Genomic DNA, 21,006 nt, shown 5'->3' on the forward strand with positions numbered 1-21,006 from the left:
CGTACCGAACGACTGAAGGTCAGTGCCCGAAGGGAAAGTGCGGGTCCGACCAGACGAAGTCGGTGCTGAGCAGCGACAGGTCGGCAACCTCGACCGGGCCGAGCAGGAGCGGACCAACCACCTGACCGGAGCCGAGTGAGCAAGCCACCCGGATCCGGTCTGCCGCCTGGTACCAGACCAGCGCCCCCCGTGGCGCCACCCCTTCGCGGAGCAGGTCGTGATGGTTGAGCCAACCGACCGCATCGGCCGCATCGTGCCAACCGCTGTCGTGCGCATAGCCGAACGCCATCCGCTGGAACTTCAGCGGCCAGTCCTTCCAGGCCGCCGATCCGAGACGTTCCAGCTGCCAGTTCAGCGCCGCCTCGTTGTCCCGCGGGTTCGATACCCGCGGGACGTTCGGGCGCTCCACAGCAACCTCCCCCCAGGCCATAGGTTCTCCCCCGATTCCCCGAAACCTCGGCCTGCGTGCCGTGGCATGGTCGAATCCTGTCCGGCCCGGATACAGCCGCCGTACATTCGGCTCAGCCGGCCGCAACCCCTGTTTCAGACCCGGCCAGCATCCGGCGGCACTCGCCGGCGGCGCCGTCGTTGCCCGCCTGCTGCCACACCCGCGCGGCGCGCTCGAGGGTACGGCGGGCGTTGTCGAGGCTGCCCGTGGACAGGTACAGCTCGCCGAGGTGTTGCGCTGCCTGACCCTCGACGCTGCGATCGCCCAGCCGGTGACCGACGTCGATCGCGTCCAGGAGCGTCTTCCGCGCCGCGGCGACCTCACCGCGCTCCATCAACGCCTGCCCGAGAAGCGCCCGGGTGTACGCGGCGCAATGGTCGTCGCCCATCCCGTCGAAGATCGCAAGCGCCTTACGCAGCTGCCGAACCGCCTCTTCGTGCCGCCCCTGGTTGACGCGGAGCGCCGCGATCCGGCGGCGTACCTTGGCCTCCCGATGCGCGTCGGCCCGGCGGACGGCGATCAGGAACGCCTGCGCCAGCAGGCTCCGTGCCGTGTCCAGGTCGCCGCGGACCAGGTAAACATTCGCCGCCGCGGTCCGCGCCAGCGCCTCGGCGTTCCCGTTGCCGTCCTCGACGAACGCCTCGATCGCCCGCTCGTACTGCGCCAGCCCCTCGTCGCGCTGGCCGCGTTCCCGCAGCCAGGTGCCGAGTCCGACGGCCACGATGCCTTCGCCGAGCCGGTCACCCACCTCAGCGAACACCTCCGCGGCCGCGTCGAAGTGCCGCCGCGCGTTGTCCCAGTCGTCCTGGTACACGGCGAGCTGGCCGAGATTGCGATGCATGATCGCCTCGCCGTGCCGGTCGCCGCACTCGATCGCACTCAGCAGACCCTGCTGGTGCGACCCGTTCCAGTCGTCGAACCCGGCTCGCAGGTCGAGGTACGGACCCCACGCGGCCGCGATCCGCCACGCGTGGTCGTGCAATCCGTTCTGCGCCGCGGCCCGGATCGCCGGCACGAACGTACTGCGCTCGCTGTCCAGCCAGGCGATCGCGTCGGCCTCGGTGAACGGCGACGGGTCGGGCGCCGTCAACGGCCCGGTGTGCTCGAGGACGCCGAAGTACTCGAAGGACAAGGCGTCGTTGGCGCGGCGGATCTTGTTCAGGATCGCGTCGACGACAGTCTCGACGTCCCGGACGGCCTGCGCCTTCTGCTCGTCGTCGCCGACGCCGAGCGCGTGGAGCCGCAGCAGATCGTGGACGCGATACCGCGCCGTGCCGCGATGGTCGACCGAGCTGATCCGGACCAGGTTGACCTCGATCAGCCGGTCCAGACTCCGCCGTACGGCGGCCGGCGACGCGACTGCCTCCAACGCGCGGGCGGAGAACACACCGACCGCGAAGTGGCCGATCAGCCTGTACAGCCGGGCCTCTTCCGGACTCAACGCGCCGTAGCTCAGGTCCGCGCTCGTCCGTACGGCGAGCTCGCCGATGCTCAGCTCGTCCAGCCGCGACGTCTCGTCCCGCAGCCGTCGCGCCAGCTCTCGCGCACTCAGATCAGGCCGCTGCGCCAGCCGGCTGCCGACGATCCGGATCGCCAGCGGCAGGTTCGCGCACGCGGTCAGGATCTCCTCGGCTTCCGGCGAGGACGCGTCGATCCGCCCCGATCCAGCGACCGACGAGAGCAGCAAAGCTGCCTCGCGGTCGTCGAACGTGTCGAGCGGCATGCTGTCCGCCCCGGCCAGGTCCATCAGCCGGTTCCGACTCGTCACTACGACTGCCGACGCACCAGTACCGGGCATCAGCGGCGTGACCTGGCCGGCCGCGGCGACGTCGTCGAGGATGATCAGCACCCGGCGACTTGCCAGCTCGGACCGCAGCATTGCGGACCGGCGCTCCGGATCGGTCGGGATCGCGAAGTCCGGCAGGTTGAGGCTGAGCAGCAGATCGGTCAGTGCGGCCGCCGGATCGCGAGGCTGTGTCGCGCCGTGCATGTCCAGGTAGATCTGCCCGTCCGGGAAGTACTCCCGGACCAGATGGCCTAGCCGAACGGCCAGTGAGGTCTTCCCGGTCCCCGGTGCGCCCGAGATGACAGCGATCGGCGGCCGCACCGGGTCACGACCGCAGACCAGGTCCCGCAACTGCTCCAGGTGAGCCTGCCGACCGCTGAAGTCAGCCAGGTCGAGCGGGAGCTGGCTCGGCGGCCGGACCGGGTCGGTCAGCTCGGGGGCCGCCATCGGTCCGGGCTGTGCGGTCGGCTCGGCGCGTTCCGCCGTACGGTCCGCGGGGATGCCCGGGTTGGGCCAGTTGGCCGAGCGGCCGTTCTCGGCGCGGGCACCCGCTGCCTCCAGCTCGGGGCCGGGCTTGATGTCGAGCTCGTCCGCGAGCGTCTGCACCGCCTTCTGGTACGCCGCCCGTGCCTCACCGACCCGGCCGGCCGCGAGAAGGGCGTCGACCAGGCGCCGCCAGAGCTGCTCGTCGTACGGGTCGTCGGTGAGACGGGCACTGAGTAGTACGGCCGCGCCGCTCGCGTCGCCGTGCTCGAGCCGCAGATCCAAGAGGTTGTCGACGAGTCCGCGGTGCTGCGCCTCCAGGCGGGCGATCGAGCCTTCCCAGGCCGCGGGCATCGGTAGATCGTCGAGCGGACGGCCACGCCAGAGCGAGTACGCACGCGACAGGACCTGCATCGCCTGCCGCCCGTCGCCGGCGTCCCGCAGGTGGCCGCCCTCGGCCAGCAGCGATTCGAACAGGCTGGCGTCGAGCTCGTCGACGCCCACCTCGATGCTGTAGCCCGCAGCCGAGGTGTCGATCGGTGCGGGCAGTCCAGCGTCTTGCAGCACGCCACGCAGAGCCCGGACGTACGTCCGGATGTTCGCAGTGGCCGACCGCGGCGGACTGCTCTCCCAGAGCGCGTCAGCGATCAGGTCGGTCGAGACGAACCGGTTCGGGTGGAGCAGCAGGGTCGCGAGCAGCTGACGCGGTTTGGCGGCCTTCAGCGGCTGGCCCTGGACGTGGACGAGCCGCAGAGGTCCGAGGATCGCGTACCTCAGACTGTCCACTCGTCCGACCTCTCCACTCTTGAACCGGCCTATCGTGTCATCCGGTCGCACCATGCGGAAGCCCGATGTACGCCGGATGTATCTCGCTGCGGCACTGTTGACTCAGGTACCGGGGGGAGGGCAGGCCCGGGCGTGGCGACTTGACCGCCGTCACACCGGGTCTGGCACTGGGAGAGAGTCCGGGGTCGGGGGTCCTGGGCTACGGGGATCCGGTGCCTACTGGCCACCGGTGAATGGCGGCTGACCGTCCTGCGGAGCGGGGGAACCCGCAGGCGGCCCGCCCACCGGTGGCTCTCCCTGTCCCTGGTACTGCCCGGGCTGCTGATACTGGCCCGGCTGACCCTGGTACGGCGGTTGCGCCGGGGGCTGCTGGTAGCCGCCCGGGATCGGCTGCGGCGGGGCCTGGTAGTTGCCCTGGTCACCCGGCATCTGCGGGTGGATCTGCCCCGACGACGGCGCGCCCGGCTGCATCTGCGGCGGCGCCTGCTCACCGGCGACCGACCCGATCGTGCCGAACGACACCTGCGGTACGGCGCGCACCTGCTCGTCCTTGACCTCGAAGTACCCGGCCTTCTCGAACTTGAAGCCGCCGGCGATCAGGTTCGACGGGAACGCCTCGATCCGGGTGTTGTAGTCGCCGACGTTCGCGTTGTAGAACCGGCGACCGGCCGCGATCCGGTCCTCGGTGTCGGTCAGCTCGCGCTGCAGGCCGAGGAAGTTCTGGTTCGACTGCAGCTGCGGGTAGGCCTCGACCGAGATCATCATCTGACGCAGCGCACCGGACAGCTGACCCTCCGCCGCCGCCCGCTGCTCCGGGGTCGCGCCCTGCACGTTCACCGCCTGGGTGCGCAGCCGGGCGACCTCCTCGAACACGTGCCGCTCGTGCGCGGCGTACGCGCGCACGGTCTCGACCAGGTTCGGGATCAGGTCGTACCGGCGGTGCAGCTCGACGTCGATCTGCCGCCAGGACTCCTGGATCAGGTTCCGTTGCTTGACGAACCGGTTGTACGACGTGATCAGCATGATCGCCAGAATGACGATCACCGCGACGATCACGATGATGACCCAAACCATGACGAGCTCCCGAGTGTTGGCAGTGCTGACTGCGACTCTACGGCTCCGTGGGTCCGATGGTTGGTTACTGCACGCGGGGGTCGATGCCGGCGTAGTCGCGCCAGACGTACGGCGGGACGTTCTCGATCACCTGTTGGAGCAGCCCGAGACGGTTCATCAGCTGGTTCGGGTCGTGGTCGCCCTTGCCCCAGCCGACCAGCGAGTTGCCCTCCGTGCGCCAGCCGATCTCACCGCGGGCGAGCAGCAGCTCCATCATCCGCGGGGTGACCACCGCGTGCCCGAACCGCTCGTCGGTCGCCTTGACCCGGAACGTCCGGTTGAACTGCTCGCTCTCGAACTGGATGTCGCGGAAGCCGAACGCGTTCGCCACCGCGCCACCGAAGATTCCCTCGTGCGTCACCTCGAGATGCGGCAGCGCACCCGGGAGCTGCATCACGACCACCGCGAAACGGTGCGTCGTGGTCCGCCGCTGGCCCCGGCCGTTGGTCGTGTGGGTCTGGTAGCTGTAGTCGAAGGCAACCATCGGGTGCCCGTTGTACGGACCGGACAGCACGTTCTTGACGCGGTAGTTGTCGCCGGTCTGGAACGGCGTACCCGACCACTGTCCGGCCAGCGACGGATTGGACGGCACGTACGACCAGCCCTGCTGGGCCGCGAAACCGGCGAACTGCTCGCGACGCTTCTTCGCCCGGTAGTAGTTGAAGTAGAAGAGGCCGACACCGACGACGACGGCCAGGGCTACGAACAGCAGGGTGCTGCTCTGCATCAGCTGAGGCCCAGGTCGTCCAGACCGAACACGGTCCGGTACTCCAGTCCCTCCGCCTCGACCCGCTCCTGCGCGCCGGTCGACCGATCCACGATCACCGCGACCGCAACGACCTCCGCGCCCGCCTCGCGCAGCGCCTCGACCGCGGTCAGCACCGAACCGCCGGTCGTCGACGTGTCCTCGACCGCGAGCACCCGGCGGCCCTTCACGTCCGGCCCTTCGATCCGCCGCTGCAGACCGTGCGTCTTCTCGGCCTTCCGTACGACGAACGCGTCGAGCGTCCGGCCCTGCTGCGCCGCCGCGTGCAGCATCGACATCGCGACCGGGTCGGCGCCGAGCGTGAGCCCGCCGACCGCGTCGTACTCCAGGTCCTTGGTCAACTCGAGCATCGCCGGCCCGATCAGCGGCGCCGCGGCCGCGTCCAGCGTGATCCGCCGCAGGTCGACGTAGTAGTCGGCTTCCTTCCCCGACGCCAGCGTCACGCGCCCATGCACGATCGCCTTGCTCTTGACCTGCTCCAGCAGTCCGTCCCGGTCGTAGCTCATGGGCCTTGAGCTTAGAACACGGTTGAGCTCACGATTTCTTCTGGACCTTGACCAGGTGGCCGAAGGCAACCGAGCGGTCCGGGGAGTGGAAAAGGTCCTGGCAGGTGGTGAGGGTGATGATCGATGTGGTCGGGGCGTCGCGCTTGCCGGGGACCGGGTCGAGGACCCAGGTGTCGGTCGGTTCGACGGTCAGGTCGCGGGGCGAGCCGTCCAGTTCGTAGGTGTAGACGGCGTCCTGGGTCTCGACGACGACCTGGTCGCCCTTGCGCAGTTCGAGCAGCTTGCGGAACGGCGAACCATGCGTGACGCGATGCCCGGCGATCGCGAAGTTGCCCGGTCGGCCCGGCAGCTGGGTCTGTGGATAGTGGCCGAGCCCGCGCGCCAGGTCGTCCGCGTCGACACCCTCGACGACCGGCTTCTCCCAGTCGGCGCCGAACCGCGGGATCCGCAGCAACACGAACGCCTTACCTGTCGACGGCGTCACAGTCTTCCCGGCTTCGGGGGCTTTCCACTGATTGCGCAGCGAGTCCTCGGCCTTGCCCATCTGCTGGTTCGAGCTGATCCCGGTCCCGAAGTACTGCCACCCCACCCACCCGAGCAGTCCCACGCCTGCCACCAGGAACACGATCCCGAGTCCCCTGACTACTCCCCGCATGCGACAAGTATGCAGTTCGACTGAAAAGGCTGTGCACGACGTGTCGATGGACGGCGATGGTTGCCCGGGACGACGATGTGGGCATGAAGGCGCTCGTGAAGGCTGAGGCCATGCCCGGTCTGTGGTTGCAGGATGTTCCGGAGCCGAAGATCGAGGCCGACGAGGTCCTGATCAAGGTGCTCCGTACCGGGTTGTGCGGCACCGATCTGCACATCCAGAACTGGGACGCGTGGGCGCAGAAGAACGTGCCGGTCCCGATGGTGACCGGCCACGAGTTCTGCGGCGAGGTCGTCGAGGTCGGCGTCGGCGTCCGCGATGTCGCGGTCGGCGACCTGGTCAGCGGCGAGGGTCACCTGGTCTGCGGCCGCTGCCGCAACTGCCGGGCCGGCCGGCGCCACCTGTGCATCAAGACCCGCGGCCTCGGCGTCCACGTGCCGGGCGCGTTCGCGGAGTACGTCGCGCTGCCGGCGACCAACGCCTGGGTCCACAAGGACCCGGTCGACCTCGACGTCGCCGCGATCTTCGACCCGTTCGGCAACGCCGTCCACACGGCCCTGTCGTTCCCGCTGGTCGGCGAGGACGTGCTGATCACCGGGGCAGGCCCGATCGGGGTGATGGCCGCCGCGGTCGCGCTGCACGCGGGTGCGCGGAACGTCGTGATCACGGACCTCTCGGAGTACCGCCTCGACCTCGCCCGGAAGATCGGCGTCACCCGCGCGGTGAATGTCGGCGAGGAGACGATCGCGGAGGCGCAGCAGAGCCTCGGCATGCGCGAGGGATTCGACGTCGGGATGGAGATGTCCGGGCAGCCGGCCGCGCTGCGCGACATGCTCGCGAACATGACCCACGGCGGCAAGGTCGCGATGCTCGGCCTGCCCTCGGACGAGATCGCGATCGACTGGGGCACGGTCGTGCTCAACATGCTGACGATCAAGGGCATCTATGGCCGGGAGATGTTCGAGACCTGGTACTCGATGTCGGTGATGCTCGAGCGCGGGCTCGACCTGACGCCGGTCATCACCCACCGGTTCGGGTACGGCGACTTCGAGCGCGCGTTCGATGTCGCGCGACAGGGGCAGTGCGGCAAGGTGATCATGGACTGGACGGCGGAATCTCTGGAGGAGAAGCACTGATGTTCGGACGGATGCGGGACGACCTGACGGCGACCATCGGCGAGATCCGGGACGCCGGGCTGTACAAGTCCGAGCGAGTGATCACCTCACCGCAGCAGGCGCTGATCTCCGTTGCTACCGGCAACGAAGTACTGAACTTCTGTGCGAACAACTACCTCGGACTGTCCGACCACCCGGAGGTCGTCGCCGCCGCCAAACAAGCTCTGGACCGGTGGGGCTTCGGGCTGTCGTCGGTGCGTTTCATCTGCGGCACCCAGCAGATCCACAAGGACCTGGAAGGTGCCCTGAGCAACTTCCTCGGCACCGAGGACACGATCCTCTACAGCTCCTGCTTCGACGCGAACGGCGGACTCTTCGAGACCCTGCTCGGGGCCGAGGACGCGATCATCTCCGACGAGCTCAACCACGCCAGCATCATCGACGGCGTCCGGCTCTCCAAAGCGAAGCGGTACCGCTACAAGAACCGCGACATGGCCGACCTGGAGGCCCAGCTCAAGGATGCCGCCGACGCGCGGTACCGGCTGATCGCGACCGACGGCGTGTTCTCGATGGACGGGTACGTCGCCCCGCTCGACGAGATCTGCGACCTGGCCGAGCGGTACGACGCGCTGGTGATGGTCGACGACTCGCACGCGGTCGGCTTCGTCGGCCCGGACGGCGCCGGTACGCCCTCGCTGTTCGGCGTCAAGGACCGCGTCGACATCGTCACCGGCACGCTCGGCAAGGCTCTCGGCGGCGCATCCGGCGGCTACGTCTCCGCCCGCCGCGAGATCGTCGAGCTCCTGCGGCAGCGTTCCCGCCCGTACCTGTTCTCGAACTCCCTCGCCCCGTCCGTCACCGCGGCGTCCCTGAAGGCCCTGGAGCTCATCGGCACCTCCAGCGCCCTCCGCGACAAGCTGGCCGCCAACACCCAGCTCTTCCGCACCAAGATGACCGAGGCCGGCTTCAACGTCCTCCCCGGCGACCACCCGATCTCCCCCGTCATGATCGGGGACGCCGCCGAGGCCGGCCGCCTGGCCGACAAGCTCCTCGAGCTCGGTATCTACGTGATCGGCTTCTCCTATCCCGTCGTACCGCAAGGCAAGGCCCGCATCCGGGTCCAGCTCTCGGCGGCACACTCCACCGCGGACGTCGAACGCGCCGTCGCCGCCTTCATCGAGGCCCGGGCGGCCCTGGCGGGGTAGCTGCCTCCGGACGGGGTTGTCCGAGGGCTTGTTCGAGCCGCGCGGCGACCGCGTCCAGGTCACCGGGCATCGCGATCGACGTGGCGGAGGCCAGCAGGTTCTCGATGTCGCCGCGGGCGGCCCGGACGGCGTCCCGGAGGGTGCGGGCCCGGGTGCCGGCGGCTTGGTCGGGCGCCGACTGTTCGAGTGCGGTGAGCTTGTCCTCGGCCGTCACGACCCGGCTGGACTCGACGTTCCACGCCCCGGCGGCCTGCGCCGGCGAAGGCTGCCGGCGGAGTTCGGGGATGAGCGTGCGAGCGAACCACGCCACCTCGCCCTCACCCGACGCGAGGTCGTCCCGCCAGGCCTGACGACGGCGCGACCTGACCATCAGCGGTATCCCCACCGCGAGCGCGACCACGATCGCCCCCAGCACCCACCACAGCCAGGTAGGCGCCCCGCCGGTCTCGGCCGAGGTGGGCTGTGTCGAGGAGGTGTTCGCCGCCGACGGTACGACCGACGCTGTCCGGGTCGCGGTGGTGGTCTCGGTTTCCGTGGCCCTCCTGGTCTCCGTGGCCCTGGTGGTCTCGGTTTCGGTGGCTCTGGTCGTCTCTGTCTTCGTCGCCCGGGTGGTCTCGGTCTCCGTCTGCGTCTTGGTCGTTCTGGAGGTTTCCGGCTCGGACGGCGTGGACGTCGTTGCGACCGGTTTCTCCTCGCGTGCAGGCGTACGGGTCGCTTCCGGGAGTGATGCGCTCACCGACGCCGGCGTACGCGTCGACGAGCCGGATGGTCGCTCACCGGACCCGCCACAGGACACCAGCAGGAACGCCGCCAGCACCAGACCAACCGCTCGCCTCATCAGCCCCATCCCCTCCGGCTCGGTGGTGCGCAGCTCGGGCTCTCACGATGAAGGTTCCATGTCCGGTGCCAGGCCCGAATCATCCCGGCGGGGCGATATTCGGACGGTCCACTGGCCCACTTTGTCGGTGCGGACAGGCAGGATGTGGGCATGTCGGTTCTGAATGCGCGGGCGGTCAACAGGGCAACGCTTGCCAGGCAGCTGCTCCTCGAGCGGGCGAGCGTCCCGGCGGTTGACGTCGTGGGGCGGCTGGCGGGGATGCAGGGGCAGGAGCCCAAGCACCCGTACGTCGGGTTGTGGTCGCGGATCGACGGGTTCGAGGAGGCCGAGCTCGATCAGGCGGTCCAGGAGCGCACCGTCGTCCGGGCGACGATGTTCCGGGGGACGCTGCATCTGGTAACGGCGGCGGACTACCTGCGGTTCCGGGTGACGGTGGCGCCGGTGCTCGAGGCCGGGCTGAAGGTGCTGGGCGATCGGGGCGCCGGCCTCGAGCCGGACAAGGTCGTCGCGGCGGCGGAGAAGTTGCTGGCGAAGGAGCCGCTGACGTTCACCGAGGTGCGGGACGCGCTGCAGGAGCAGTTCCCCGAGGTGAACGAGCGGGCGCTCGGGTTCTGCACGCGGATGCTCGTGCCGCTGGTGATGTATCCGGCTGACGTGCGCTGGTCGTGGACGGCCAACTCGCGGTTCACGCCGGCCGAGGAATGGATCGGGAAGAAGCTGCACAAACGCGCCGAGCCGGCCGAGCTGGTGACGCGCTACCTGCAGGCCTTCGGACCGGCCACGCCTGCGGACTTCCAGACCTGGTCCGGGTTGCAGAAGGCCAAGCCGCTGTTCGACGAGCTCGAGCTGGAGACGTTCACGGACGAGGCCGGCAAGACGTTGTACGACGTACCGGACGGGCCGCGGCCCGATGAAGACACCCCGGCGCCGGCGCGGTTCCTGCCGGAGTTCGACAACGTGCTGCTCTCGCACGCGAAACGGGAGCGGATCATCGCCGACGAGCACAAGCCGCACGTCTTCACCAAGAACCTTCGCGTCAAGGCGACGTACCTCGTCGACGGGCTGGTCGCCGGGCTGTGGACGGCCGAGAAGAAGCGTGGTGTGGCAACTCTCACGCTCACGCCGTTCGGCAAGCTGCTGAAGAAGACGCAGGCCGAGCTGGAGCCTGAGGGCAGCGCGCTGATCCGTTTTCTCGAGCCTGATGCAAAGACCCACGAAGTGGTTACTGCCGGTTAATGAGGTTGTTGTCACACGTCGGATGACTGGGCCAGCAACCCTTTGCCGGGTGGAATGGGCAGATGAGCACAGTCCCCTCCATCACTCTGGACAACGGCGTCGAGATCCCGCAGCTGGGCCTGGGGGTCTGGCAGGTCGAGGACGAGATCGTCGCCGATGTGGTGACCTCGGCGTTCGAGACCGGCTACCGGCACATCGACACCGCCGCGGCGTACCGCAACGAAGCCGGCGTCGGGCGAGCCATCGCGGCATCCGGCCTGCCCCGTGACGAGCTGTTCATCACCACCAAGCTGCAGAACAGCGACCAGGGCTACGACTCGACGCTGGCCGCGTTCGACAAGAGCATCGACCAGCTCGGTCTCGAGTACGTCGACCTGTACCTGATCCACTGGCAGTGCCTGAAGAAGGACAAGTACGTCGACACCTGGAAGGCCTTCGAGCAGCTGTACGCCGACAAGCGGATCCGCGCGATCGGCGTCTCGAACTTCCACGAGCCCGCGCTACGGCGGATCTTCGAGGAGACCACGATCCGCCCGGCGGTGAACCAGATCGAGCTGCACCCGGCGCTGCCGCAGGACGAACTGCGGGCGTTCAACGCCGAGAACGACATCGTCACCGAGGCGTGGAGCCCGCTGGCGTCCGGCGAGCTGATCGAGGACCCGGCGCTGACGACGATCGGCGCGAAGTACGGCAAGTCGGCGGCCCAGGTGATGATCCGCTGGCACCTGCAGCTCGGCAACGTGGTGATCCCGAAGTCCAGGACCGCGAGCCGGATCAAGGAGAACTTCGAGGTCTTCGACTTCCGCCTCGACAACGACGACATGGCAACGATCGCCGACCTCGAAACCGGCGTCCGCACCGGCGGCGACCCGGACGTCTTCGGCTAGATCAACTCCAGGAAACGCTGTAGGACGGGTGAGCGGTTGTCCGGCGACCAGGCTACGGAGAGTGGCCAGGGTGGTAGGTCGTCGGACAACTCGCGGTAGACCACGGCGTCCGGGTTGGTCGGTGGGGTCGGGCTGATGAGTAGGGAGACCCCGAGACCGGCCGCGACCAGCGCCACGATCGTCTGCACGTCGGCGGCCTGCTGGATCCGAGGAGTGAATCCGGCCGCTCGGCAGAACCCGATGATCGTGTCGTGCACGACGGGCCCACTCGGCCGCGAGTAGAACACGAACGGCTCGTCCGCGAGCTCGGCCAGCCGCAGCCGCTTGCGCCGGGCCAACCGATGGCGCGCGGGCAGCACCGCCACCAGCGAGTCCTCGGCGACCACCCGGGACGCCAGGTCCGGCGCCAACCGCACCACCGTCGTCGCGTCGGCCGGCGCCGTCGGGCGCAGCAGCCCCACGTCGATGCGACCGTCCCGCAGCGCTTCGGTCTGCCGCAGCGTCGTCCAGGACTCCAGGTCGAGGACGACCTCGGGATACGCCTGCCGGAACGCGCCGAGGATCTGCGGCAGCGGCGAGAACGTTGCCGACTGCACGAATCGCAGTCGCAGCGATCCGAGCTCGCCGCGCTGCGTCCGCTGCGCCGCGCGCACCGCCTCGTCCGACCGGCGCAACAGGTCCTGGGCGTCGGCGAGGAACGTCTGGCCCGCGGCCGTCATGACGAACCGTTTCTTCACCCGGGCGAACAGTTCCACGCCCAGATCGCGTTCCAGCGCCGCGATCTGGCGGCTGAGCGAGGGCTGGGTCAGGTGCAGCCGCGCCGCCGCGCGCCCGACGTTCATCTCCTCGGCCACCACCACGAACGACCTGAGCTGCCGTAGTTCCATAACCCCAATCATGCACCAGGCACATCAACTCCGCGCGGAACTTTCATTGGACGTATCAATGCCCCGGTTCCTACTGTCGAAGAGTCGAAAGGAACCACCGTGCACTACGTACCGTTCTCCGTGATCAAGTCGATCCACGAACAGACCCACTCCGCCATGCCGGACGCCCCGATCCGGCCATATGTCCCGAAACGCCACCCGATCCGCGACGCCGTACGGCGCTGGCGGGATCGCCGTACCCCGGCTCCGCAGCCCGTCGGACTGACCCTGATCGCGTCTGCGACCGACGCGTGCGAAGCTGAGGTCCGTGATCGAGGTACGACGCCTGCGGGTGTTGCGCGCGCTTGCTGACCACGGGACCGTGACCGCGGCGGCCGAGGTGCTGCATCTGACGCCCTCGGCCGTCTCGCAGCAACTGGCCGCGCTGGAGTCCGAGGTCGGCCAGGAGCTGCTCGAACGCCGCGGCCGCCGGGTCGCGATCACCTCCGCCGGCCGCCTGCTCCTCGAACACACCGACACGATCCTCGCCGAGGTCGAACGCGCCGAGGACGCGATGCGCCTGCATGCGAACGGCGCCAACGGCGAGGTCCGCATCGTCGCCTTCGCCACCGCGATCACGCTGCTGGTCGCACCGGCCCTCCCCCGGCTGCGCGAGACCACCCCCGGCCTCGATCTCGTCGTCCGCGATGCCGAGGGCCACCAAGGCATCACCCACCTGCTCGACGGCGACGCCGACCTCGCGATCGCCGTCGAGCACCGCGGTTCACCCCGCCCCGACGACCGCCGTCTGGTCCGGATCCCCTTGTACGCCGAGCCTTTCGTCGCCGTCCTGCCGCCGACGCACCCGGCCGCGGACCACGACACGCTCGAACTCGCGATGCTCGCGAACGACGACTGGGTGATGACCGCACCGGGCAACCCGATCCGCGACGTCGTCGTCCTCGCCTGCGAACAGGCCGGCTTCCAGCCGCGCATCGTCCACCAGTCCGACGACTTCCGCGCCGTCGCGGCCCTCGTCGCAGCCGGCGGCGGCGTCTCCCTCGTCCCCCGCCTCGCCGTACCCGAGCCGACCCTCGCCCTGATCCGCCCGCTCCCCGACCCAGTCCCCACCCGCCGCGTCTACGCCGCCGTCCGCGCCAGCCGCGCCGACCACCCCCTCATCACCGCCACCCTCAACGTCCTCACCGAGGTCGCCGAGAAGCTGTAGTCAGTTGGAGATCACAACCGTCTTCCGGATCAGGTCGGCGTCGTCGACCACGCTGAGCAGGTACGCCGCGACGTCGGCTCGCGTCATCGAGAATCCGCCGCGCACTGTCCCCTCGGTGTTGCTGCGGAACGTCCCCTTCGCGGCGCCGTTCGTCAGCCGCGGCGGGCACGCGATGGTCCAATCCAGCTCGCTGGCCCCGACGACGGCCTCCATCCGGCGGGCGTCCGCGAACGATTCGCGCAGGATCCGCTGCAGGATCGGCTTCACGACGTACTTCGTGAACGGGTCGTCGCCCGTGCTGTGAATGCCGGCGACACTCACCACGAGGAACCGTCGGACACCGCTCTCGCCCATCGCCTGCAGGATGCTGCGCGCACCGTCGGTGAGGACCGTGCTCGAACCTGACGGACGAGGGCCCAGTGCGGAGAGCACGGCGTCGTGTCCCGCCAGGATCGGCGCAATCGCCCGGGGATCCATCACGTCGGCGGTCACCACATCGACCAGTCCGCCGGGGACGCCGGCCCGCGCGGCAACCAGCCGGAGCTCGGGCAGTGCCACCTGGAGACTCGATCCTTCGCGGACGACCGCCGTGACCGTGTGCCCGGCCGCCACGCCTTGGCGCACCAGCTCGGTCCCGATCCGGCCGGACGCCCCGAACACCACCAGCTTCATCGTCAACCCCTCCAGGTTAGTGAGCACTCACTCACCATGGTTAGTGAACACTCACCAACCTGTCAAGATAGGCTGCCGATCATGGGGACGAGAGACGACATCCTGGACGCGGCCGCAGAGGTCCTGCGGACGCAGGGATTCGCCCGGGCCACGACCAAGTCGATCGCCCAGGTCGCCGGGTACTCCGAAGCCGCGCTCTACAAGCATTTCGCGGACAAGGCCGCGATCCTGCTCGCCGTGATGCACGAGCGGATGCCCACGCTGCCGGGCTCACTCAAGGAGCTGATCGGCAGCCCGGGTTCGGCAACGGTCCACGCCAACCTGACCCGCCTGGCCGGGATCGCGATCGACTTCTACGTCGAGGGCTTCCCGATCCTGGTCTCGCTGTTCTCGTCCCAGGACCTGCTGACTGCACATCGCCGGCGTCTGCAGGAGCTGGACGCCGGGCCGCACAAAGCGCAGGAAGGCCTGGTCCGCTACCTCCAGGAAGAGCAGAAGCTCGGCCGCGTCCGCCGTACCGCGGATGTCGGCGCGGCGGCGGCACTCCTGTTCGGCGCATGCTTCCAGCGCGGCTTCGAGGTCAACTTCACCGGCCTCAAGCCGTCGATCGAGGAGCACAACGCGTACGCCGGCGCGCTCGGCCGGACGATCTACGAATCCCTGCGACCGAACCCGCTCAAGCGCGGCGTCGGCCGTCCAGGCCCACCGTCGAGACCCGCGCGATGAGGGCCCGGGGAATGAACCGGGTCCCGGCGACGATCAGTTTGTAGCGGCGGCTGGGGATCGAGACCGCCTTGCCGCGCATCAGGTCCTTCCAGGCGGCGTCCACCAGGTCGGTCGCGTCGAGCCACATGAACGACGGGATCAGGGACTTGTCCATCCCCATCCGCTCGTGGAACTCGGTGTGCACGAACCCGGGGCACAACGCCATCACGGCGACGCCCTTCGCGTGCAGCTCGAGGGCGAGACCGGCCGAGAAGTTCGTCACCCAGGCCTTGTGTGCGCTGTACACGTTGCGCTGCAGGAACCCGGCCACCGACGACACGTTGATCACCGCGCCGGAGCCGCGCTCGATCATCGGCAGCACGGCCGCGTGCGTGAGCCGCAGTACGACGCGGACGAGCAGGTCGAGTTGCTTCTCCTCGACGTCGACCGGGTTCGCCCAGAACGGCTTCTTCTGGCCGAAGCCGGCGTTGTTCACCAGCACCTCGATCGGACCGGTGCGGAACCGCTCCTCCACCCGAGCCAGATCGTCGGCGTCGGTCAGGTCCGCGGCCAGCACCTCGCACTCGACCCCGTGCAGCCGGGTGATGTCGGTCGCGACCTCCTTGAGCCTGGCCTCGTCCCGCGACACCAGCACCAGGTCGTACCCCTCCAGCGCCAGCTTGTCCGCGAACGCGCGGCCGATCCCGGTCGCCGGCCCGGTGACGAGCGCAGTGGGCATGATCTCCGTCCTCCCGTAGGTACGCCCTCAGTCTGTCACCTACGCTGGTCGGGTGCTGGCGGACATCGACACCTGGGTTCTCGATCTCGACAACACTCTGTACTCCGCCCGCTCCGCGCTGGCCGAGCAGCTCACCCACGGCATCCTGTCCACGATCGCGCAGCACTACGGGACCGACCTCGACGGCGCCCGCCGGATCCAGTCCGACCTGGTCGCCGAGTACGGCACCTCGCTGCGCGGCGCCATGGTGACCGGGACGATCGACCCGCACACGTTCCTCGACTTCGAACGCCGCCTCGACTACACGGTGATCGGCCCGGATCCGCTCCTGGCGACGGCGCTCCGCTCACTCCCGGGCCGCCGGTACGTCTACACGAACGGATCGGCCTACCACGCCGAGCAGGCGCTCGGACAGCTCGGGCTGGCCGACTGCATCGACGGCGTATTCGACATCCTCGCCGGCGACCTGATCCCGAAGCCGTACGCCGAGAGCCTGGACGCGTTCCTGGCGCGCTTCGCGGTCGACCCGTCGCGGGCGGCGATGATCGACGACCTCGAGGTGAACCTCACGCTCCCGCACGAGCGCGGGATGACGACGGCCTGGGTGACGCATGAGGCGTTCGCGGACGGGACGCCGTACCAGCTGCTCGCGCCGAAACGCTGGCAGGTGCGGGACCTGCCAGCGTTCCTCGGGCATCTGGCTACAGGTGGCGCGTCGTGATGCGGTAGACGCCGCCTCCAACCGTTCCGGCGTACAGCCACTGTCCGTCCGGTGACGTGATCAGGCTCTGTACGTCGAGGTTGGGCAGTCCGTCGGAGATGTTGTGCCAGCTGCGTCCGCCGTCGCTGCTGGTCAGCACACCCCGGCCGCCGACCGGGAGTCCCGCGTCGGAGCTGTCGCCGTCCGCCGCGTAGAGCCGGCCTTCCGCGCCGAACGTCAGCGCGGTGATGTTCAGCCGGAACCCGGACGTCGACGCGGCCTTGACGGTCCGGCCGCCGTCCCAGCTGGTGGAGATGCCGGCCCCGCCGAAGACCAGGTGATCCGGGTTGCTGGGATCCAGCGCCATGACCGACACCGGTACGGCGGACTGCCGCTGCACCGACTCCCCCCGGTCGCCGGATCGGTACAACCCGTCCGGCCCGCCGAGCCACAGGCTGTCCGCGTTGTGCGGATCGGCCACGATGGTGGTGACCGGAATGGCCAGGTTGTTCTTCCGCCAGGTCTTGCCGCCGTCACGGCTGACGACGACACCTGGGCTGAGGGCGTCCTCGACCGCCGCGTAGATGTAGTCGCGGTTCACCGGGTCGACGACGATCTGGTAGATCCGCGCGTCGGCCAGCACGTCGAGCTTGACCGCCCACGTCGTACCGCCGTCGGTCGACTCCTCGATCGTCGGACGTCCCTGCGCCTTCGAGACGGCCCGGAACAGCCGGTGCGGATCAGCCGGGTCGGTGGTCAGCGCCGTGATCCGGTTCCCCAGCAGGATGTCGCTGCCGTTGAGACCCCAGTCGTGGTCGGCCGGGCTCGGAGTGCGCTGCACCGGCAAGGCGGTCGTGAAGGTGGAGAACGTCGTACCGGCAACAAGCGTGGACTTGCCCGAGCTGTCCTGGCCGACTGCCAGCGCGTGGACGTCGGCGCTGGTCAGGCCGACGCGGTGGTACGTCGCACCCGAGTCGTCGGTGACGTACAGGCCGCTGCCCTCGGCCGAGACCACGAGCCGCTTGCTGTTCGGCGGCGACGAGATCCGGAGCAGGTCGTTGCCGACCGGGCTCGGCATGGTGCTCCACTGCGTTCCCTCGCTCCGGCCGACGAAGATCTCGTCCTCCGTGGCGGCGTACACGTCACCGTTGACGAACTGGACCGTGGACATGGTGTTGCCCACGGGCGCCTCCGGACCGGGCTGCCAGCTCGCACCGTTGTCCCGGGACAGATAGAGCTGCCGCGGGGTGCGGGCCACGAGAAGGTTCGCGTCGCCGGCGACCTCCGCCACGAACTGGTCCTCCTGGGGCGAGGTGAACAGCTCCTGCCGCGGCTCCGGCGTACTGTCGACGTTCCGGATCACGTAGAGCTTCAGGCCGTCCCCGAAGTACAGGTCGTGGCCGATCAGGCTGACCCGTTGCAGGTGCTCACCCGGGCTCGGGTAGTTCGCCCAGGTCTGTCCGCGGTCGGTACTCACGTAGACGCTGTTGTCGAACGCCGGTACGACGAGGACGCGGCCGGTCGGGTCGATCGACAGGTCACTCGGGCTGACGTCCGGGAACGGCAGCGTCGTCCAGGTCTCGCCGACGTCATGACTCACCAGGAGCTTGCCCTGGTACGTCGGATCCGGTCCGCCCTCGACAGCGAGGTACACCGTGTCCGGCCGGGTCGGGTCGGTGGCCATCCCGAGGTCCACACCGCCGCCGACCGGGAGGTTGCGCAGCTCCTGCCAGGTGGTGCCGTTGTCGTCGGTCCGGAACACACCGGGCCGTGGCGACAGGTACGGCATGGCGAACATCCGCCCGGCCTTCGAGGTGTACCCGATCTTCTCCGCACCCTGGCTGACCGGCCCGACGGACTGCCACCCGTCCGGACCGGACCCGTGCGCGGTGCCCAGCTCTTCGTACGACGTCTGTCCGTCGAGCCAAGCACCCGTGGTCGTCCGAGCGACCGCCGACACCTGGTACGCACCAGCCGGCCCAGCAGGTACGGCGTACTTCCACCAGCCGGCGTGGTCGAACGTCGCCGTACCGGTGGTCTCGTGGTGCGAACCGGGCGCCGTCACAGTCACCCGCGGAGCCGCGGTCAGGTCCGGCTCCGAGTGGATGTAGACCGAGGCGCCCGCGACGGTCGGGTCCGGATTGGCGTGCAGGTCGAGTGGCCGCACGGCGAGCAGCCACGGGACAGACAGGTCCGGTGACCCGCTGACCGAGGCACGGAGCCAGCCACTCCAGTCCGCACCGCCGGACGGACGCGCGCCGGTCACCGTGAGCCGGACCGACACCATCCTCCCCGGACTGAGTCGGATGGAGCTCGGGGTAACGGACGTCTTCGCAGGCGTGCCGTCCGCCGACTTAGCGTCGAAGTGCAGCGTCCTGGTCGTGGACGACACGTTGGTCAGCGTGACGGTGGTCGTGGAACGCAGCGTGTGGCCGCTCAGATCCGCGACGCCCAGGCTCAGGGACCGCTTGCTCGGCAGGACGGCCAGCTGGTCGGCGCCGGCGACATCGAGCCGCCCCGCTCCCTGCGTCACGGCGTCGTACCCGGAGAGCGGGTCGGCGCCGCTGGTCAGCGCAGCGGTGATCTGATCGGCAGTCCAGTCGGGGTGTGCCTGCTTGATCAGCGCGGCGGCACCGGCGACGTGCGGCGAGGCCATGCTCGTTCCGCTGTCCTCGGCGTACTGGCCGCCGGGCCAGGTGGAGCGGATCTCGACGCCCGGCGCGACCAGATCCGGCTTGATCGCGAAGCTGCCGGACACCGGGCCGTGCGAGCTGAAGTCGGCGATCTGATCGGTCGCGTCGGTGCCGCCGATGTGGACACGGACCGGTCCCTGGGCCAGCCACTGCGCCAGGTCTGCCGCGTCCGTCCCGTTGATGACGGTGGCGACCACAGAGGCCTTACCCGGGTCGTCCTTGCCGGTAGCGAAGGCCGGGAGCAGCAGGTGACCCGCGCCGCCCTTGTAGTAGTTCGGAGTCCGGAAGAGGACGGCCTTAGCGCCGTGCTGCTCGGCGGTCGCGATGACGTCGCCGAGTGTCTGGCTGTTGTACGTGACGATGACGGCCTTGCCGGTCGCATCGACGGAGTCGTAGTCGCCCGGCCCACCGTTGAGCGCGTCGACGACCTCCAGGTCCTCACCGCCGGCCGGCGGGTTCGCCGACAGCCCGATCCGCTGTACGTCGAGCACCCGCCGGGTCGGGGCGGTGACCGTGACGGACGGTACGTCGATACCGGTGATGCTCGCACCGACCGCGAGGATGCCGGGCGTCTCCGCCGGCGAACCGACGGTGCTTTCGCCAGGACCTGCGTTGCCCGCGGCCGCGACCACGACGACCCCGTCGTGGACGGCGTTCTCGGCTGCCTGCTCGAGCGGATCATTCGGGGACGGATCACCGGACAGGCTCATGTTCACCACGTCCGCGCGGTACGGGTTGTCGGCGGCAACCGCTGCCTCGAACCCGGCGATGACGGCCGACTCGTACCCGTTGCCGTCGGCACCCAGCACCTTGTAGGCGGTCAGGTTGGCACCCGGCGCGACACCGGTCCGGCCGTCGGGCCGGGTGGTGCTGCCGGCAACGATCCCGGCGACATGGGTGCCGTGCCCGTTGTCGTCCATCGGGTCGGCGTCGTTGTTGACGAAGTCGTAGCCGGCGGCAACCTTGTGACCGCGGCCGAATCCGCCGCCGAGATCGGGGTGGGTGTAGTCGATGCCGGTGTCGACGATCGCGATCGTCTGCCCGGCGCCGGTGACCGCCGTACCTTTGCGGTCCATGGTCTGCCAGACGTCGGGCGCCTTGATCTGCGACAGCGCGGCGTCCCCGCTGGAGTGGAGTTGCTGATCCGGATACACGGCGGTGACGCCGGGCAGAGTACGGAGCCGGGCTTCGCCGGCCGCGTCCGCGGTGACTGCGACGGCGTTGAGGAGCTGGTTGTACTCGTGGGTGACGGTGGCGTTGATGCCCGCGGCGGCGATCGCCTGCCGGAAGCTCGTGTGCGCGGCCCGCACGGCCGTCGCTCGCTGCGGGACCAGCGTTCCCGCGGACAGGGCCGGGGCGCCGGCGAACTGGACGATCACCCGGGTGCTGGGCGTCGAAGAAGGTGGTGCGGCGGTGGCCGGGGTCGCCGCGAGGACGAGCGTCAGCGGCGTCGCCAACGCCAGCGCTCCTCGGGCGACACGTCTCGGTACAGGATGCATGGGGGCACTCCCGATGGCAGGACGGAAATCGATCTATGGCGGATGCAGTGTGCTCACGGCGCAGAGCGCGCGGCCAGAGAATC

General features: G+C 69.3%; 19 protein-coding genes. 8 read left to right on the top strand and 11 right to left on the bottom strand.

The window, feature by feature from the left end:
- Nucleotides 1-19 precede the first annotated feature (19 nt).
- From ABT313_RS39865 to ABT313_RS39890, 6 genes are all read right to left on the bottom strand, one after another.
- On the bottom strand, nt 20-430 hold the full coding sequence (locus ABT313_RS39865; RefSeq protein ID WP_350865323.1) for a hypothetical protein: 411 nt from the start codon (nt 428-430) through the stop codon (nt 20-22).
- A 91-nt stretch (nt 431-521) separates the two neighbouring features.
- The gene (locus ABT313_RS39870) at nt 522-3,503 is read right to left on the bottom strand and encodes an AfsR/SARP family transcriptional regulator (RefSeq protein ID WP_350865325.1); all 2,982 of its coding nucleotides are present in this window, start codon (nt 3,501-3,503) and stop codon (nt 522-524) included.
- 216 nt (nt 3,504-3,719) lie between these two features.
- The gene (locus ABT313_RS39875; protein WP_350865328.1) at nt 3,720-4,577 is read right to left on the bottom strand and encodes a LemA family protein; all 858 of its coding nucleotides are present in this window, start codon (nt 4,575-4,577) and stop codon (nt 3,720-3,722) included.
- A 64-nt stretch (nt 4,578-4,641) separates the two neighbouring features.
- Entirely contained in the window at nt 4,642-5,343 is a 702-nt protein-coding gene (locus tag ABT313_RS39880; protein WP_350865331.1) for a DUF3137 domain-containing protein, read from the bottom strand.
- A complete protein-coding gene (pyrE, locus tag ABT313_RS39885) occupies nt 5,343-5,888 on the bottom strand; it encodes an orotate phosphoribosyltransferase (protein WP_350865334.1) in 546 nt (181 codons plus the stop codon). Before pyrE ends, ABT313_RS39880 begins: the two co-directional genes overlap by 1 nt.
- Before the next feature lie 28 nt (nt 5,889-5,916).
- Entirely contained in the window at nt 5,917-6,543 is a 627-nt protein-coding gene (locus tag ABT313_RS39890) for a class E sortase (RefSeq protein ID WP_350865337.1), read from the bottom strand.
- Between the two features lie 83 nt (nt 6,544-6,626).
- On the opposite strand from ABT313_RS39890, the gene tdh reads away from it, so the two are divergent.
- Together tdh and ABT313_RS39900 are read left to right on the top strand one after the other, a co-directional pair.
- Nucleotides 6,627-7,676 carry an L-threonine 3-dehydrogenase gene (gene tdh, locus ABT313_RS39895; protein ID WP_350865339.1) on the top strand — a complete coding sequence of 350 codons (1,050 nt, stop codon included), beginning with the start codon at nt 6,627-6,629 and terminating at the stop codon, nt 7,674-7,676.
- Entirely contained in the window at nt 7,676-8,860 is a 1,185-nt protein-coding gene (locus ABT313_RS39900; protein WP_350865342.1) for a glycine C-acetyltransferase, read from the top strand. The genes tdh and ABT313_RS39900 overlap by 1 nt, the downstream gene beginning before the upstream one ends.
- On the opposite strand, the gene ABT313_RS39905 is transcribed toward ABT313_RS39900, so the two are convergent.
- Nucleotides 8,829-9,698: a hypothetical protein gene (locus ABT313_RS39905; protein WP_350865344.1), complete on the bottom strand. Its 870-nt coding sequence runs from the start codon at nt 9,696-9,698 to the stop codon at nt 8,829-8,831. The two genes, ABT313_RS39900 and ABT313_RS39905, sit on opposite strands and share 32 nt — an antisense overlap.
- 150 nt (nt 9,699-9,848) lie before the next feature.
- Between ABT313_RS39905 and ABT313_RS39910 the strand changes: the two genes are divergently transcribed.
- Entirely contained in the window at nt 9,849-10,934 is a 1,086-nt protein-coding gene (locus ABT313_RS39910; protein WP_350865346.1) for a winged helix DNA-binding domain-containing protein, read from the top strand.
- 62 nt (nt 10,935-10,996) lie between these two features.
- Nucleotides 10,997-11,821, top strand: coding sequence for an aldo/keto reductase (locus tag ABT313_RS39915; protein WP_350865349.1), 825 nt, complete (start codon nt 10,997-10,999; stop codon nt 11,819-11,821).
- Here ABT313_RS39915 and ABT313_RS39920 read toward each other — a convergent pair.
- The gene (locus tag ABT313_RS39920) at nt 11,818-12,708 is read right to left on the bottom strand and encodes a LysR family transcriptional regulator (protein WP_350865352.1); all 891 of its coding nucleotides are present in this window, start codon (nt 12,706-12,708) and stop codon (nt 11,818-11,820) included. The two genes, ABT313_RS39915 and ABT313_RS39920, sit on opposite strands and share 4 nt — an antisense overlap.
- Nucleotides 12,709-12,807: 99 nt before the next feature.
- Here ABT313_RS39920 and ABT313_RS39925 point away from each other — a divergent pair, with 99 nt between their 5' ends.
- Together ABT313_RS39925 and ABT313_RS39930 are read left to right on the top strand one after the other, a co-directional pair.
- Nucleotides 12,808-13,059 (top strand): hypothetical protein, encoded by a 252-nt coding sequence (locus ABT313_RS39925; protein ID WP_350865354.1) that lies wholly within the window; start codon nt 12,808-12,810, stop codon nt 13,057-13,059.
- Nucleotides 13,016-13,915, top strand: a complete 900-nt coding sequence (locus tag ABT313_RS39930) for a LysR family transcriptional regulator (protein ID WP_350865356.1) — start codon at nt 13,016-13,018, stop codon at nt 13,913-13,915. Before ABT313_RS39925 ends, ABT313_RS39930 begins: the two co-directional genes overlap by 44 nt.
- Here ABT313_RS39930 and ABT313_RS39935 read toward each other — a convergent pair whose 3' ends face one another.
- Entirely contained in the window at nt 13,916-14,614 is a 699-nt protein-coding gene (locus ABT313_RS39935; RefSeq protein ID WP_350865358.1) for an NAD(P)-dependent oxidoreductase, read from the bottom strand.
- A 54-nt stretch (nt 14,615-14,668) separates the two neighbouring features.
- Between ABT313_RS39935 and ABT313_RS39940 the strand changes: the two genes are divergently transcribed.
- Complete coding sequence (locus ABT313_RS39940; RefSeq protein ID WP_350865361.1) at nt 14,669-15,313, top strand: TetR/AcrR family transcriptional regulator; 645 nt, start codon at nt 14,669-14,671, stop codon at nt 15,311-15,313.
- Here ABT313_RS39940 and ABT313_RS39945 read toward each other — a convergent pair.
- Nucleotides 15,264-16,031: an SDR family NAD(P)-dependent oxidoreductase gene (locus ABT313_RS39945; RefSeq protein ID WP_350865363.1), complete on the bottom strand. Its 768-nt coding sequence runs from the start codon at nt 16,029-16,031 to the stop codon at nt 15,264-15,266. The genes ABT313_RS39940 and ABT313_RS39945 overlap by 50 nt on opposite strands.
- Nucleotides 16,032-16,083: 52 nt before the next feature.
- Here ABT313_RS39945 and ABT313_RS39950 point away from each other — a divergent pair, with 52 nt between their 5' ends.
- On the top strand, nt 16,084-16,752 hold the full coding sequence (locus ABT313_RS39950) for an HAD family hydrolase (RefSeq protein WP_350865365.1): 669 nt from the start codon (nt 16,084-16,086) through the stop codon (nt 16,750-16,752).
- Here ABT313_RS39950 and ABT313_RS39955 read toward each other — a convergent pair.
- Nucleotides 16,733-20,923, bottom strand: coding sequence for a S8 family serine peptidase (locus ABT313_RS39955; protein ID WP_350865368.1), 4,191 nt, complete (start codon nt 20,921-20,923; stop codon nt 16,733-16,735). The two genes, ABT313_RS39950 and ABT313_RS39955, sit on opposite strands and share 20 nt — an antisense overlap.
- Nucleotides 20,924-21,006: the final 83 nt, after the last annotated feature.

The organism is Kribbella sp. NPDC000426, from assembly GCF_040300265.1.
Taxonomy (GTDB): domain Bacteria; phylum Actinomycetota; class Actinomycetes; order Propionibacteriales; family Kribbellaceae; genus Kribbella.